The 14,903-nt window shown below is 59.9% G+C and carries 18 protein-coding genes; 6 read left to right on the top strand and 12 right to left on the bottom strand.

What is annotated here, in order from left to right; all coding sequences use genetic code 11:
* Positions 1–30 precede the first annotated feature (30 nt).
* Positions 31–441: a Cu(I)-responsive transcriptional regulator gene (gene cueR, locus ABLX76_RS07810; RefSeq protein WP_004204725.1), complete on the top strand. Its 411-nt coding sequence runs from the start codon at positions 31–33 to the stop codon at positions 439–441.
* Here cueR and ABLX76_RS07805 read toward each other — a convergent pair.
* The gene (locus tag ABLX76_RS07805; RefSeq protein ID WP_348874400.1) at positions 438–896 is read right to left on the bottom strand and encodes an NfeD family protein; all 459 of its coding nucleotides are present in this window, start codon (positions 894–896) and stop codon (positions 438–440) included. The two genes, cueR and ABLX76_RS07805, sit on opposite strands and share 4 nt — an antisense overlap.
* Complete coding sequence (locus ABLX76_RS07800) at positions 893–1,810, bottom strand: SPFH domain-containing protein (RefSeq protein WP_004204723.1); 918 nt, start codon at positions 1,808–1,810, stop codon at positions 893–895. Before ABLX76_RS07800 ends, ABLX76_RS07805 begins: the two co-directional genes overlap by 4 nt.
* 140 nt (positions 1,811–1,950) lie before the next feature.
* On the opposite strand from ABLX76_RS07800, the gene fetA reads away from it, so the two are divergent.
* Entirely contained in the window at positions 1,951–2,628 is a 678-nt protein-coding gene (gene fetA / locus ABLX76_RS07795) for an iron ABC transporter ATP-binding protein FetA (RefSeq protein WP_086075287.1), read from the top strand.
* Positions 2,615–3,397: an iron export ABC transporter permease subunit FetB gene (gene fetB / locus ABLX76_RS07790; protein WP_348874398.1), complete on the top strand. Its 783-nt coding sequence runs from the start codon at positions 2,615–2,617 to the stop codon at positions 3,395–3,397. The genes fetA and fetB overlap by 14 nt, the downstream gene beginning before the upstream one ends.
* Before the next feature lie 81 nt (positions 3,398–3,478).
* On the opposite strand, the gene ABLX76_RS07785 is transcribed toward fetB, so the two are convergent.
* The 3 genes from ABLX76_RS07785 to tesA are packed head-to-tail and all read right to left on the bottom strand — an operon-like array spanning position 3,479 to position 5,814.
* Positions 3,479–4,333: a co-chaperone YbbN gene (locus ABLX76_RS07785; RefSeq protein WP_023288662.1), complete on the bottom strand. Its 855-nt coding sequence runs from the start codon at positions 4,331–4,333 to the stop codon at positions 3,479–3,481.
* Positions 4,334–4,391: 58 nt separating this feature from the next.
* Positions 4,392–5,201 (bottom strand): SDR family oxidoreductase, encoded by an 810-nt coding sequence (locus tag ABLX76_RS07780; RefSeq protein ID WP_072096484.1) that lies wholly within the window; start codon positions 5,199–5,201, stop codon positions 4,392–4,394.
* A complete protein-coding gene (tesA, locus tag ABLX76_RS07775; protein ID WP_348874441.1) occupies positions 5,191–5,814 on the bottom strand; it encodes a multifunctional acyl-CoA thioesterase I/protease I/lysophospholipase L1 in 624 nt (207 codons plus the stop codon). Before tesA ends, ABLX76_RS07780 begins: the two co-directional genes overlap by 11 nt.
* Between tesA and ybbA the strand changes: the two genes are divergently transcribed.
* Together ybbA and ybbP are read left to right on the top strand one after the other, a co-directional pair.
* Complete coding sequence (gene ybbA, locus ABLX76_RS07770) at positions 5,785–6,471, top strand: putative ABC transporter ATP-binding protein YbbA (protein ID WP_032454210.1); 687 nt, start codon at positions 5,785–5,787, stop codon at positions 6,469–6,471. The two genes, tesA and ybbA, sit on opposite strands and share 30 nt — an antisense overlap.
* Entirely contained in the window at positions 6,468–8,882 is a 2,415-nt protein-coding gene (ybbP, locus tag ABLX76_RS07765) for a putative ABC transporter permease subunit YbbP (RefSeq protein WP_348874396.1), read from the top strand. The genes ybbA and ybbP overlap by 4 nt, the downstream gene beginning before the upstream one ends.
* Here the strand turns inward: ybbP and ABLX76_RS07760 are convergent.
* On the bottom strand, positions 8,859–8,972 hold the full coding sequence (locus ABLX76_RS07760) for a hypothetical protein (protein WP_032428640.1): 114 nt from the start codon (positions 8,970–8,972) through the stop codon (positions 8,859–8,861). The genes ybbP and ABLX76_RS07760 overlap by 24 nt on opposite strands.
* A 91-nt stretch (positions 8,973–9,063) precedes the next feature.
* Here ABLX76_RS07760 and ABLX76_RS07755 point away from each other — a divergent pair, with 91 nt between their 5' ends.
* The gene (locus ABLX76_RS07755) at positions 9,064–10,209 is read left to right on the top strand and encodes a porin (protein ID WP_243805484.1); all 1,146 of its coding nucleotides are present in this window, start codon (positions 9,064–9,066) and stop codon (positions 10,207–10,209) included.
* Positions 10,210–10,326: 117 nt separating this feature from the next.
* Here the strand turns inward: ABLX76_RS07755 and mnmH are convergent, their stop codons facing one another.
* From mnmH to ppiB, 6 genes are all read right to left on the bottom strand, one after another.
* Positions 10,327–11,403: a tRNA 2-selenouridine(34) synthase MnmH gene (gene mnmH / locus ABLX76_RS07750; RefSeq protein ID WP_348874394.1), complete on the bottom strand. Its 1,077-nt coding sequence runs from the start codon at positions 11,401–11,403 to the stop codon at positions 10,327–10,329.
* 111 nt (positions 11,404–11,514) lie between these two features.
* A complete protein-coding gene (gene purK, locus ABLX76_RS07745; protein ID WP_348874392.1) occupies positions 11,515–12,582 on the bottom strand; it encodes a 5-(carboxyamino)imidazole ribonucleotide synthase in 1,068 nt (355 codons plus the stop codon).
* Positions 12,579–13,088, bottom strand: a complete 510-nt coding sequence (gene purE / locus ABLX76_RS07740) for a 5-(carboxyamino)imidazole ribonucleotide mutase (protein WP_004151322.1) — start codon at positions 13,086–13,088, stop codon at positions 12,579–12,581. The genes purK and purE overlap by 4 nt, the downstream gene beginning before the upstream one ends.
* A gap of 96 nt (positions 13,089–13,184) precedes the next feature.
* Positions 13,185–13,523, bottom strand: a complete 339-nt coding sequence (locus tag ABLX76_RS07735) for a hypothetical protein (RefSeq protein WP_348874390.1) — start codon at positions 13,521–13,523, stop codon at positions 13,185–13,187.
* Between the two features lie 107 nt (positions 13,524–13,630).
* A complete protein-coding gene (lpxH, locus tag ABLX76_RS07730) occupies positions 13,631–14,353 on the bottom strand; it encodes a UDP-2,3-diacylglucosamine diphosphatase (protein WP_086075293.1) in 723 nt (240 codons plus the stop codon).
* A 3-nt stretch (positions 14,354–14,356) separates the two neighbouring features.
* Positions 14,357–14,851, bottom strand: a complete 495-nt coding sequence (ppiB, locus tag ABLX76_RS07725) for a peptidylprolyl isomerase B (protein ID WP_004151319.1) — start codon at positions 14,849–14,851, stop codon at positions 14,357–14,359.
* Positions 14,852–14,903: the final 52 nt, after the last annotated feature.

Here is a 14,903-nt window from a genome sequence, read left to right as displayed (position 1 = left end):
TTCCAGCAAGGGGAAGGTCAAGGAGAAAAAATGAATATCAGCGATGTGGCGAAAAAAACCGGTTTAACCAGCAAAGCGATTCGTTTTTACGAAGAGAAGGGGCTGGTGACGCCGCCGTTGCGGAGCGAAAACGGCTACCGCACCTACGGTCAGCAGCATCTCGATGAGCTCACGCTGCTGCGTCAGGCGCGGCAGGTGGGGTTTAATCTGGAAGAGTGCCGCGAGCTGGTGGCGCTATTCAACGACCCGTCACGGCACAGCGCCGATGTGAAAAAACGCACGCTGGAGAAAGTGGCGGATATCGAGAACCATATCCGCGAGCTGCAAAATATGCGCGCGCACCTGCTGGCGCTGGCTGAATCCTGCCCCGGCGACGACAGCGCGGAGTGCCCGATTATCGATAATCTTTCCGGCTGCTGTCATCGCAAGGCGCAGGCTTAACGAACAACGGGTCTGATCCGCAGCGTAATCCCTTCCACGGCGACCACTTCGACCTTGCTGCCCGCGGCGAGGTCCTCGTCAGCCATCACCGGCCAGGAGCTGTCGCCCACGCGCACGTGGCCGCGGCCGTTTACCAGGGGGGTATCCAGCGTCAGACGGCGGCCAATCAGCTGTAGCCCGCGCTGGTTGAGTTGAGCATCGGCAGAATGCTGCAGTTTGACGCGCTTGCGCAGCCACTTCGACCACAGCCACGCCGCCAGCAGGGTGAGGACGGCAAACAGCGTGCCTTGCCATTCCCAGCTCAGCGGCAGGAGCCAGGTCAGGGCGCCGGTCACCACGCCGGCGACGCCGCTCCATAGCAGGTATCCGCTGCCGCCCAGCATCTCGGCCGCCAGCAGCAGCCCGCCGAGGCTTAGCCAGAACAGATGGGGGGGGGCGAGGATCAGGTCGATCATGATTTTTTCCGATCGCCAGCGCCTTCTTTGATCAGCTCGCTGATCCCGGCGATCGATCCCATCAGGCTGCTGGCATCCAGCGGCATCAGCACCACTTTACTGTTGTTGGCGGCGCCAATCTGCTGCAGCGCATCGGTGTATTTCTGCGCCACGAAGTAGTTGATCGCCTGAATATCGCCTGAGGCGATCGCCGAGGAGACCATCTGGGTGGCGCGGGCTTCCGCTTCAGCGGAACGCTCGCGGGCCTCCGCCTGCAGGAACGCGGACTGCCGCTCGCCCTCCGCCTTGAGGATCTGCGACTGCTTTTCCCCTTCCGCTTTCAGTATTTCCGCCTGACGCACCCCTTCGGCCTCGAGAATATAAGCGCGCTTGGTTCGTTCGGCTTTCATCTGGGCGTTCATCGAGGCGATAAGTTCCGCCGGTGGGCGAACGTCGCGAATTTCGACGCGGGTGATTTTCACCCCCCACGGGTTGGTGGCGTCGTCAACGATATGCAGCAGGCGGGTGTTAATGCTGTCGCGCTGGGAGAGCATTTCGTCCAGCTCCATCGAGCCGAGCACGGTACGGATGTTGGTCATCGTCAGGTTGACGATCGCCTGCTCAAGATTGCTGACCTCGTAGGCGGCCTTCGGCGCGTCAACCACCTGAATAAAGCAAACGGCGTCGATAGTGACGTTGGCGTTATCCCGGGAGATCACCTCCTGTGACGGGATGTCGAGCACCTGCTCCATCATGTTCACTTTGCGGCCGATGCGGTCCATAAACGGCACGACTAAGCTTAATCCCGGCTGCAGCGTCTGGGTAAAACGCCCGAAGCGCTCCACCGTCCACTGGTAGCCCTGCGGGACGATTTTCACCGCCGCGGCCACAATGACCAGCGCGACGAAAATAAGGATAGGAATAAAAATCAGCATCAAAAACCTCCTGTCTTGTTGCCTGGTGGGGCGCTACAAGGAAATAGCGCATGTTTAAATTGAGTATATCTTTCTCCTCATCCTGGAGAAAGGAAAGTGGGGTAAACTAGCGGTGTTTCAGAAAATAATCAGGAAGACTCATGAAGGAAAATAACGCGCTTTTGCGTCTCGAGGATGTGGGATTTAAGACCGACGACGCAGTTATTTTACATAATATCAACCTTCAGCTCAGACCCGGGGAATTCAAGTTGATTACCGGGCCTTCCGGCTGCGGGAAAAGCACCTTGCTGAAAATTATCGCCTCGCTGCTCAGCCCGACCTCCGGACGTCTGTTTTTCGATGATGCCGATGTCGCGACGCTGTCGCCGGAAAGGTATCGCCAGCAGGTCTCTTATTGTGCGCAGACGCCGGCGCTGTTCGGGGATTCAGTCTACGATAACCTGATTTTTCCGTGGCAGATCCGTAATAAACAACCGGATCCGCAGGCGCTGGTGGCCGATCTGCAGCGCTTTGGTCTTGGCGAAAATATGCTGGAAAAATCGATTAACGAACTGTCGGGCGGTGAAAAGCAGCGCGTATCGCTGATCCGCAATTTACAATTTCTGCCGCGCGTGCTGCTGCTGGACGAAATTACCAGCGCGCTGGATGACAGTAATAAACAGAATGTGAATGACATTATTCATGGCTACGCGACGGAAAAACAGGTCGCTGTTCTATGGGTCACCCACGATCGCAATGAAATTTCGCATGCCGATGAAGTAATTACGCTGCAACCTGCCGGCGGAAACATGCGGGAGGCACAGCATGAACGGGCATAACATTACGAACGAATCGCTGGCGCTGTCGATGGTGCTGGTGCTGATCGCTATTCTGGTGAGCTATCGGGAAAAGCTGGCGCTGGAAAAAGATATTCTCTGGAGCATCGGCCGGGCGATCGTGCAGCTGATTATCGTCGGCTATGTGCTGAAATATATCTTTAACGTCAACCATGCGGTTCTGACGCTGTTGATGGTGCTGTTTATCTGCTTTAACGCGGCGTGGAATGCCAAAAAGCGCAGTAAATATATCGATAAGGCGTTTGTCTCGTCATTTATCGCCATCACCACCGGCGCCGGGCTGACGCTGGCGGTGCTGGTGTTCTCTGGCTCGATAGCCTTCGTGCCGATGCAGGTGATCCCGATTGCCGGGATGGTGGCCGGGAACGCCATGGTGGCGGTGGGGCTGTGCTACAACAATATGGGCCAGCGCTTCAGCAGCGAGCAGCAGCAGATTCAGGAGAAGCTCAGCCTCGGCGCGACGCCGAAGATGGCCTCGGCGCGGCTGATCCGCGACAGCATCCGCGCGTCATTGATTCCCACCGTCGATTCAGCGAAAACGGTCGGCCTGGTGAGTTTGCCAGGGATGATGTCGGGACTAATTTTTGCCGGTATTGACCCGGTGAAGGCGATTAAGTACCAGATCATGGTAACTTTTATGCTGCTGTCGACCGCCAGCCTGTCGACGATTATCGCCGGCTATTTGACCTACCGGAAGTTCTTCAACGCCCGCCATCAGCTGGTGGTGACGCAGCTGAAAAAACGCCCGTGAACGATCCCGGGTTGCTAAGGCTACGTTGCGCCTCGTTCGCATAGCCCGGATAGCGCAGCGCTATCCGGGGCAGGCAACGAATTAGTACAGCAGCGAATAGAGCTGACGGCGGTATTTGGCGGCCAGCGCATCGCCGGTACCGAGGGCGGCGAGGATCTCCTGCAGCATCTTGCGCGCCTGGCCGTCGCCGGCGCCTAAATCCTTCTGCAGATGGCTGAACAGCAGCGCCAGCGCTTCTTCGTTACGCCCGACCTGATGCAGCTGTAGCGCCAGCTGGGAGGCCAGCAGCGCATCCTCCGGATTCTGTTCCACCTGCTGCTGCAGCTGCTGGATTTCCGGCGTGTCGGCGGCCTGTTTGAGCAGCTCAATCTGCGCCACCAGACCCTGATAGTGGGTATCCTGATCCTGCAGCGGGATGGTTTTCAGCACGCTTTCCGCTTCATCGGAACGGTGCAGGGCAATCAGCGTTTCCGCCAGCAGCAGGCCAATCTGGCTCTCCTGATTCGACAGCTGCCAGGCTTCCTTCAGCAGCGGCAGGGCATCGGCGTATTTTTCTTCCTGCATCAGGGCCAGCGCCTGCTGAGCTTTCAGCTCCTCTTCGCGGGGCAGGACTTTATCCAGCAGGGCGCGGATCGCTTCTTCCGGCTGCGGGCCTTCAAAACCGTCCACCGGCTGGCCGTTCTGGAACAGATAAACCGTAGGGATGGCGCGCAGACCAAACTGTGAAGCGAGCATCTGCTCAGCGTCGCAATCGACCTTCGCCAGCGTAAACTGGCCATTGTATTGCGCGGCCAGACGCTCAAGAACCGGGGTCAGCTGTTCGCAGTGCTGGCTGCGGGCAGACCAGAAGTAAAACAGCACCGGGACGTTCATAGACTGCTGTAGCGTCTGCTGCAGGTTCGCTTCGCTAATGTTGACAATATTCTGTTCGGACATGGGCATTTCTCGTTAGTCGATTTCTGTTTTACATGGGGGCGGCATTCCGCGCTTCAACTCAGCCGTGGATAATTTTGTCCATCGCGCGGGCTGGCAGCAGGCGTTTGAGCAGCGCCACCGCGTGGGTGACCAGGGTGACCGGGTAGCGCAGCTTCGGCTTATCGCTGGTAAAAGCGTGGCGTACTTTTTCCACCACCGCCTCCGGCCCGAGGGTAAAACGGGCGGCGATGCCCGGGTTTTCAACGGGCTTGTCGCTTTGCGTCTGGTTGACGTTATCGGTAAAGCGGGTGCGGATCGGGCCCGGTTCAATCAGGCTGACCTGAATACCGCTGTGGCGCAGCTCCATGCGCAGCGCATCGGACCATGCCTCAAGGGCATATTTGCTGGCGGCGTAGGCGCCGCGGCCGGGGCTGGCGATAAGCCCCATCACCGAGGAGGTCATCACGATGCGCCCTTCGCCGTGCGGGGTCATCGCCGGCAGCAGCAGCATGGTGAGCTGATGGGCGCCAAAAAAGTTGGCGGAAAACTGCTGTTCCATCTGCTGGCGGCTGATGGTGTTCAGCGGGCCATAGACGCCGTATCCGGCGTTATTGAACAGGCCGTAGAGACGATTATCGGTCAGCGCAATCACCTCCGCCGCCGCGCGCTCCACGCTCTGCGGGTCGTCCAGATCGAGCAAAATACCGGTTAGCCCCAGCTCCTGCATTCGCGCCACGTCCTCCGCTTTGCGGCAGGCCGCCAGCACGCGAAAGCCCTCGCGGGTTAAATCCAGCGCGCTTTCCAGACCAATTCCGCTGGAACAGCCTGTCACTAAAACCGTTTTTTGCATAACTTTACCTGTCAGCGACCCCTGGCGTTCAGGAGTCATGATTAACTAAGGGAGCCAGCCGGTTCGCCATCCAGTCGGCGATAAACGGCTGCGCGTCGCGATTCGGGTGAATGCCGTCGTCCTGCATCCACTGGGGTTTCAGATACACCTCCTCCATAAAAAAGGGCAGGAGAGGAATAGCGAACTCTTTGGCCAGGGCCGGGTAAATCGCGCCGAAGGCTTCATTATAGCGGCGGCCATAGTTCGCCGGCAGGTGAATTTGCATCAGCAGCGGCTCGGCGTTGGCCGCTTTGATCGTCTGAATGATGGTGCGCAGCGTCTGCTCGGTCTGCTGCGGCGGAAAGCCGCGCAGCCCGTCGTTGCCGCCGAGCTCAACCAGCACCCAGCGCGGCTGATGCTGCTTAAGCAGCGCTGGCAGACGGGCCAGTCCCTGCTGGGAGGTATCGCCGCTGATGCTGGCGTTCACCACCGGCGTTTTCGCCTGCCACTTATCATTGAGCAGCGCAGGCCACGCGGTGTTGGCCGCCATCCGATAGCCAGCGCTCAGGCTGTCGCCGAGGATCAGCAGCGTGTCCGCCGCCATCGCGCGGCAGGTAAACAGGAACAAAAACAGGAAAGGCACATGCCAGCGGAAAACATACTTGAAGTTCATCATCTTAAGAAGTCCGTCGGTCAGGGGGAGCATCAGCTCACCATCCTTACCGGAGTTGAGCTGGTTGTCAAACCGCGGCAGACCATCGCCCTGATCGGCGAGTCGGGCTCCGGTAAATCGACCCTGTTGGCGATCCTCGCCGGCCTGGACGATGGCAGCAGCGGGGAAGTATCGATGCTGGGCAAACCGCTGCATCGAATGGATGAGGAGGCGCGGGCGGCGCTGCGGGCGCAGCACGTCGGTTTTGTATTTCAGTCGTTTATGCTGATCCCAACGCTCAACGCCCTGGAGAACGTCGAGCTGCCGGCGCTGCTGCGCGGCGCCAGCGATAGCCAGAGCCGGGGCGATGCCCGGGCGCTGCTTGAGCAGCTGGGGCTTGGCAAACGCCTGCACCACCTGCCGGCGCAGCTCTCCGGCGGCGAACAGCAGCGGGTGGCGCTGGCCCGGGCCTTCAATGGGCGTCCGGCCATTCTGTTCGCCGATGAGCCCACCGGCAACCTCGATCGCCAGACCGGGGACAAAATTGCCGATCTGCTGTTCTCGCTTAATCGCGAACACGGCACCACCCTGATCCTCGTCACTCACGATCCGCTGCTGGCGGCGCGCTGCGACCGCCGTCTGCGCCTGGTGGATGGCCAGCTGCGGGAGGAAGCATGATCGCCCGCTGGTTCTGGCGCGAATGGCGCTCGCCGTCGCTGCTGATCGTCTGGCTGGCGTTAAGCCTCGCCGTGGCTTGCGTGCTGGCCTTGGGGTCGATAAGCGATCGAATGGAGAAAGGTCTCAGTCAGCAAAGCCGTGAGTTTATGGCGGGCGACCGGACGCTGCGCAGTTCGCGCGAGGTGCCCGCTGAGTGGATCGCGCAAGCGCGGAAGTCAGGGCTGAGCGTCGGCGAACAGCTGAGCTTCGCCACCATGACCTTTGCGGGCGATACGCCGCAGCTGGCGGACGTCAAGGCAGTGGATGACCGCTATCCGCTGTATGGCACTCTCGAGACGCAGCCGCCGGGGCTGAAGCCCCGGGCGGGCAGCGTCCTGCTGGCGCCAAGGCTCATGGCGCTGCTGAACCTGAAAAACGGCGATACGATTGACGTTGGCGACGCCACGCTGCGCATTGCCGGGGAAGTGATTCAGGAGCCGGATGCGGGGTTTAACCCCTTCCAGATGGCGCCGCGGCTGATGATGAATATGGCCGACGTGGCAAAAACCGGCGCCGTGCAGCCCGGCAGTCGCGTCGCATGGCGATATAAGTTCGCCGGCGACGCTGAACAGCTGGCCCGTTATGAGCAGTGGCTGCTGCCGAAACTCGGCCCGGAGCATCGCTGGATTGGTCTTGAACAGGACGACAGCGCGCTGGGCAAATCCCTCGAACGCTCGCAGCAATTCCTGTTGTTATCCGCGCTGTTGACGCTGCTGCTGGCCGTCGCGGCGGTGGCCGTGGCGATGGGCCACTACTGCCGCAGCCGCTACGATCTGGTCGCCATACTCAAGACGCTGGGCGCCGGACGGGCGCAGCTGCGCAAGCTGATTGTCGGTCAGTGGCTGCTGCTGCTGGCGCTGTCGGTGATAACCGGCGGGGTGGCGGGGCTGGCGCTGGAGCGCCTGCTGCTGCTGGTGCTCAAACCGGTTCTGCCCGCCGCGCTCCCGCCGGCCAGCGGCTGGCCGTGGCTGTGGGCGGTGGGCGCGACCGGCGTGATTTCCCTGCTGGTGGGCCTGCGGCCGTATCGGCTGCTGCTGGCGACCCTGCCGCTGCGAGTGCTGCGCCAGGACGTGGTGGCCAGCGTCTGGCCGCTGAAGATCTGGATCCCGACGGTCAGCGCCGTGGTGGTGGGCCTGCTGGCGTGGCTGATGGGCGGCAGTCCGCTGCTGTGGTCAGTGCTGGCCGGGGCGGTAGTGCTGGCGCTGCTGTGCGGCCTGGTGGGCTGGGGATTGCTGTGGCTGCTCAAACGCCTGACGCTCAGAGCCTTGCCGCTGCGTCTGGCGGTGAATCGCCTGCTTCGCCAGCCGTGGTCGACCCTCAGCCAGCTGGCGGCGTTTTCCCTGTCGTTTATGCTGCTGGCGCTCCTGCTGGTGCTGCGCGGCGATCTGCTCGACCGCTGGCAGCAGCAGCTGCCCCCGGAGAGCCCGAACTACTTCCTGATCAATATCGCCCCTGAGCAGATAATGCCGGTGAAGACCTTCCTCGCCGAACATCAGACGCGGGCGGCGGAATTCTATCCGATCGTCCGGGCTCGTCTGACGCAGATCAACGGCCAGTCCACGGACGGGAATAAAGACGAAGCGCTGAATCGCGAGCTTAATCTCACCTGGAGCGAACAGCGTCCGGATCATAATCCGCTGGTGGCCGGCAGCTGGCCGCCGAAGCAGCGCGAGGTATCGATTGAGGAGGGGCTGGCGCAGCGATTGGGAGTGACAATCGGCGATACGGTGACCTTTACCGGCGATACGCAGGAGTTCAGCGCGAAGGTGAGCAGCGTGCGCATAGTCGACTGGGAGAGCCTGCGGCCAAACTTCTTCTTTATTTTCCCCACCGGGGCGCTGGACGGGCAGCCGCAGAGCTGGCTCACCAGCTTCCGCTGGGATAACGGTCCTGCGATGTTGACCCAGCTGAACCGCGAGTTTCCCACCGTCAGTCTGCTGGATATTGGCGCTATCCTGCGCCAGGTCGGCCAGGTGCTCTCCCAGGTCAGCCGGGCGCTGGAGGTGATGGTAGGCCTTGTGACGGCCTGCGGCGTGCTGCTGTTGCTGGCGCAGGTGCAGGTCGGTATGCGTCAGCGTCATCAGGAGCTGGTGGTCTGGCGCACGCTGGGGGCCGGGAAATCGCTGCTGCGCGCCACGCTGTGGGCGGAGTTTGCCCTGTTGGGGCTGGTCTCCGGCCTGGTGGCGGCGATAGGCGCCGAAGTGGCGCTGGCGATGCTGCAGACTAAAGTCTTTGATTTTCCCTGGGCGCCGGACTGGCGGCTGTGGGTGATGCTGCCGCTGACGGGAGCGGTGTTGTTATCCCTGTGCGGCGGCGGGCTGGGGCTGCGTTTATTAAAAGGGAAAGCGCTATTCCGTCAGTTTAGCCAGTAAGAATATTACATGTTGATGATGCGCCGCCGTTTTTGGCGGCGCTTTTATTTTAAGCGCACAAATTGATAAACCATTGATTTTTAAGCGCACGAAACATTAAAAACCCAGCAACACGCTGTGCTGATTCGCGGTTAATATTCAACTGGAAAATATAAGGTTGCTTATTAATCAAGGAAAAACTATGGCACACACAATAAAAACGCTGGCGATCTCGATCGGCGCAGCATTAGCGTTAACGTCATTGGCTGCCCACGCGGAGATCACCCTGCTAAAACAGGATCCGCAGGCGGGGGATCCGTTAAGCCGGCTTAACTTTACCGTCGGCGGAAGTATCCGCCCGCAGTTCAATATGATGACCGGCGACGGGGATAAAGGCTCCTATAAGCGCAACGGTTTTGACGGCGGCACCCGCTTTCGTTTCGCCGCGGACTACTATCTGTTCGATGATATTAGCTGGATCAGCTACTACGAGCTGGGGGTGAATATTCCGGCGCTGTTCGACTGGGATAATCACTACGCGGAAGGGGCGAACAATACCACCCGCCGCATGCTGTATACCGGCCTGAAAAGCGATACCTGGGGGACGTTAACCTACGGTCAGCAAAACAGTATTTACTATGATGTGGTCGGGGTGAAAACCGATATCTGGGACTACGATATGATTGCCCAGGCGCCGGGCAACGGTATTAACGGCGATTATGATGGTTCTTATCGTTCACGTAATATGCTGAAATATAAGAAAACCGTTGGCGATGTCGATCTTTACGGCTCCTATCTGTTCGAAGACAGCGAATACCTGCCGGGTAATGGTCTGCGCTATAAACGTAAAGGCGGCGGTTCTATTGGCGCGGACTACCACATCATGAAGGATCTGACCTGGGGGACCGCGTGGAACTACACCCGCGCCGAAATGCGCGACCCGTCAAGTTCCGACAGCAAAACCTATGACCAGAACATCGTCGGTACCGCGCTGAGCTGGACCCCGGATAACTGGACTTTCTCCTTCGGCGGCGGCTGGTATCAGAACTTCCTCACTACCAAAAAAACCGATGTCCATAATTACTTCGCCGGCGACGCCTGGGGGATTGAATATTTTGCGGGCTATAAATTCCCGATCAATCAATATGCCGTTAAATCTATTCAGCCGTACTTTATGGGCGACCGCCTGGAATATGTGAACGGCCGTAACTACCAGCGTATTGATAACGGTCTGGGGATCAGCTTCCAGCTGGATTATGGTTTCCGCGTTGACTACGAGCACGTGTTTACCTCCAGCACCGACAACCTGGGCGATATGAACCTGGTGCGTCTGCGCTACGACTTCTAAGCGGTAACCATTCCCCGGTGACGCTGCGCTTACCGGGGCTACAGGTTCACCGCCGTCTGCGGACCCGTAGCCCGGCTAAGGCGTTTACGCCGCAAGCCGGGACAAGAGAGGGTGTGATTACTCCGCCAGCCAGGCAGCGACCTCCTGCCAGTTGCCGCGAAAAATAATCTTCCCGGCTTTTTTCCCCAACTGATAGCGATACATCGGGTCGTAGTATTCTTCCAGCAGCGGCACCAGCCAGGCGAAGTGCGACTCGGTGCTGGTGGTGCGCTGCTGCTGCGCCAGCGCCTCATCGAGGCGTTCAGTGAGCTGAGCAAAACGCTGCAGTCCCAGGCGACGGCGGATGGCGAACAGGCCGTGATGCAGATACTCGCCATATGCCTGCCAGCCTTTCTCTTCGCCATAGGCGGCGATAAAGTCGCGATACATGCGATCGAAATACTCCTCGCGCAGCCGTTCGAGGCGAACGTCAAACGGATCTTCCACCACCGCCAGCGGCGATTGCGCCATGCGGATGCGCAGGCACTCCGGCAGATGGTTGGCGCCGATCATGTGGCCTTCATCTTCCAGCACCCAGCGCGTCTGCTGTTCGGCTTTTTTGAGCAGGCTAACCGCCAAATGGTTTTCAAAGGTGGCCTGCGGATGCTGCGGCTGTAGCGTGCGGCCAAACGAAGAGCCGCGGTGGTGGGCATGGCCTTCCAGATCGATACCGTCCGGGCGCGAGCAAACCAGCTGGGTTTTGCCGTTGCCGGTGCAGCCGCCAATCAGCACGATCGGTCGCTGTACCAGCGCGTCGATGGCCTGGATCGCCGCCTGGCGCAGCGCTTTATAGCCGCCGACGATCAGGGGGTAATCCACACCAGCTTCTTTCAGCCACTGCTGGACGATATGCGAGCGCTGGCCGCCGCGAGCGCAGCACAGGAAACCGTGCGGGTAACGGGCGCACGCTTCCAGCCAGGCCTGGATCCGGCTGGCGCGCAGGTCGCCCTGGACCAGCTTATGGCCGAGCGCCAGCGCCGCTTCCGGCCCCTGGCGCTTGTAGCAGGTGCCAACCGCGGCGCGTTCTTCATCATTCATCAGCGGCAGGTTGATCGCCGCCGGCATCGCGCTTTGGCTAAACTCCACCGGGGCGCGCACGTCAATCAGTGGCGTATCGCTGGCGAGAATGGCGCGATAATCCGTCCCATTGGTCATGGGGTATCCTCTGAAGTCAAAACAGAAATGGGCTTTACAGCAAGGGGGGGATTGTACGCGCCTCAAGGTGTGCCGGGGAAGGGGATAGATCAAATCCCCGGCACGAAGGGCTTAGCTGAGCTGCGCCTGCGCCCAGACGATACCGCTGGCGTATTCCGCTGGCAGCAGCGGCTTCAACGCTTCCAGCGTCGCGCTCAGACGGTCTGTATCGCTGTCGGTCAGGTTCAGGTGGCCGACTTTACGACCCTGGCGCACATCTTTATCGTACCAGTGCAGGTGGACCAGCGGCAGCTTCAGCCAGTCGTAATTGAGATCGGTGCCGATCAGGTTGATCATCACCGACGGGCTGTTAACCACCGGCGGCGGCAGCGGAAGGTCGGTCATTGCTCGCAGATGCAGCTCAAACTGGCTGATGGAGGCGCCATTTTGCGTCCAGTGGCCGCTGTTGTGTACGCGCGGCGCCAGCTCGTTGATCAGCAGCCCCTCGGCGGTGACGAAGCACTCCATCGCCATCACGCCGACGTAGTTCAGCTCGTTCATGATCGCCGTCAGCATGCTTTCCGCTTGCTCCTGCTGGCGGGCATTGGCCTGCGGGAAGGCGACGCTGGCGCGCAGAATACCGTCCTGATGCAGGTTGCGGGTCAGCGGGTAGAAGACGGTGCTGCCGTCCTGGGCGCGGGCGCCTACCAGCGACACTTCGCCGGAGAAGTTAATCCCCTGCTCGACGATGCACTCGCCGTAGTTATCGTCCGGCAGCTGATCGATCTCGTTTTCCCGCAGACGCCACTGGCCGCGGCCGTCGTAGCCGCCAACGCGACGCTTAACAATCGCCAGTTCGCCAAGGCGGGCAAACACCGCCGGCCACTCGCTTTTATCCGCCAGCAGCTGCCACGGGGCAGTGGCGAGGCCCAGCTTATCGAACAGCTGCTTTTGCGTCAGGCGATCGGCGATAATCGGGAAGACGTCGCGGTTGACAAACGCCGGGTGGCGGGCCAGCTCGCGGGTGAGGGCGGTTTCCGGCCAGCGTTCAATTTCTGCGGTGATGACGCTCTGCTGGAACGGCACCGCTTCCGGGTCGGCTTCCAGCCCCACCGGCCAGACGGCGATACCCAGCGGCTCGCCGGCCTGGCGCAGCATACGGCCTAACTGGCCGTTACCGAGCACGCATACCTGTTTCATGCCGCACCCCGCGGGTCCGGGTTATCCAGCACTTCATCGGTTTGCGCCTGACGCCAGGCGCTCAGGCGCTGGTGGAGTTCAGCATCATGCTGGGCGAGGATCTGCGCGGCGAGCAGACCGGCGTTTGCAGCCCCGGCTTTGCCGATGGCCAGGGTACCGACCGGAATACCGCGCGGCATCTGCACAATGGAGTAGAGGCTGTCGACACCGCTTAAGGCCGCGCTCTGAACCGGTACGCCGAGCACCGGCACCAGGGTTTTCGCCGCAATCATGCCCGGCAGATGCGCCGCGCCGCCTGCCCCTGCAATAATCACCTGATAACCGTGGCTTTCGGCGCTTTCAGCGAAGCTGAACAGCTTATCGGGCGTGCGATGGGCGGAGACCACTTCGACATGGTACGGAACGTTCAGGGCATCAAGGATTTCTGCGGTAAACTGCATGGTAGCCCAGTCGCTTTTGGACCCCATCACGATGGCGATACGCGCCGAATTATTGCGGGAAGACATGCGTCTTAAAACTCCTGTGGGTGTGTTTCACACTGCTTTAGAGGCCACAGAGAATAGCATGAACTGCCGGCAAGGAAAACGGTTGCGTGTGCATGGTTAGCCGTCTTTTGTCTCGCTTATCGAGGACGGCGATCGCGGCTTATCGACACTTCTCTCATTCATGATACAGGTGATAAGCAGCACGAGCCCCCAGGGGAGCATCAGGGTGCCCATCATCAGTAAAAAGATCTGTACTGACCGGCTCTCGTGAGGGCGGGTGCAGAGCAAATAAATGGCATAGAAATAGATGGCCCACGCCAGAAGGGCGCACCAGACAAACGTCAGCGTGTTGCCGAGAGCGACGCCGATTAAGGCGATATAGCTTATCCCTAACGGATTGAGGAGCGCGAGGATCATTCCCCAGATCAGCGGCTGGCTCCACTTTTTCCTGTTCATGCTCGTTCCTTGAGAGTGATGTCGAGGAAGACTAGCATGCGGAATGCCGGGAGGCGCATACCTCCGCCCGGGCAAAAGGCGGTTTCGGAATTATGCTCGCGCAGGAATTAGAACGGGAAGTGGATCAGTTCGACGTCGTCCGGTGTCACCTTGACCATCGATCCTTCGCTGTGCCAGGCGCCAAGCACCACGCGCCATGCGGGCTGGCCGTTGGCCATCAGGTCATGGACCGCCGGGCGATGGGTATGGCCGTGGATCAGCCACTGCACGTGATGCCGCTCCATCGCGTCAACCACCGCCTGCGGATTCACATCCATAATTTCCATTGATTTGCTGCTGTTGGCGGCTTTGCTGTCGGCGCGCATGCGGGCGGCAATACGGCGGCGGATAAACAGCGGCAGGGCGAGGAACAGGCGCTGGATCCACGGGGTGTGGACTTTCGCGCGAAACGCCAGATAGCCCGGGTCATCGGTGCACAGCGTGTCGCCATGCATAATCAAGACTTCACGGCCATAGAGGTCCAGTCGCTCTTCTTCGGCGAGCAGGATCATCCCGCTCTGGCGGGCGAAGCGCTGGCCGACGAGAAAATCGCGGTTGCCGTGAATGAAGTAGCAGGGCACGCCGGCGTCGACGACGGCTTTGATTGCCGTAGCGATTTGCTGATGCAACGGGTTCGGATCGTCATCGCCGATCCATGCCTCGAACAGATCGCCAAGGATATACAGGGCGTCCGCCTGACGGACTTCCCCCTGTAAAAAACGCAGAAAACCGGCGGTGATCGCCGGTTCTTCTGTTTGCAGGTGCAAATCTGCAATAAAAAGTGTCGCCACGAATTACTCGCTGACGGTGACGCTTTTGATGATCACATCGTCTTTCGGCACATCCTGGTGCATGCCGCTGCGGCCGGTGGCAACCGCTTTGATTTTGTCAACCACGTCCATGCCTTCAACCACTTCCGCGAAGACGCAGTAGCCCCAGCCCTGCAGGCTTTCGCCGGAGAAGTTCAGGAAGTCGTTGTCAACCACGTTGATGAAGAACTGCGCGGTTGCAGAGTGCGGCGCCTGAGTACGGGCCATCGCCAGCGTGCCGCGGGTGTTTTTCAGACCGTTGTTCGCTTCGTTCTGAATCGGAGATTTGGTCGCTTTTTGTTTCATGCCAGGTTCAAAACCGCCGCCCTGAATCATGAAGCCGTTGATAACACGGTGGAAAATGGTGTTGTCGTAGAAACCTTCGCGGCAGTAGTCCAGGAAGTTTTTAACTGTTTCCGGCGCTTTGTCGTCAAACGTTTTGATTACGATATCGCCATGATTGGTGTGGAAAGTAACCATTTTTGCATCCTGTTCCGATGAGTGTGGTGCCAGCACCCGGTGTCGGGTGAGA

Source organism: Klebsiella sp. JB_Kp004 (assembly GCF_040065795.1).
GTDB lineage: Bacteria > Pseudomonadota > Gammaproteobacteria > Enterobacterales > Enterobacteriaceae > Klebsiella > Klebsiella quasipneumoniae.
The sequence above is the reverse complement of the archived record's forward strand: the minus strand, read 5'-3'. Positions and strand labels throughout refer to the sequence as shown.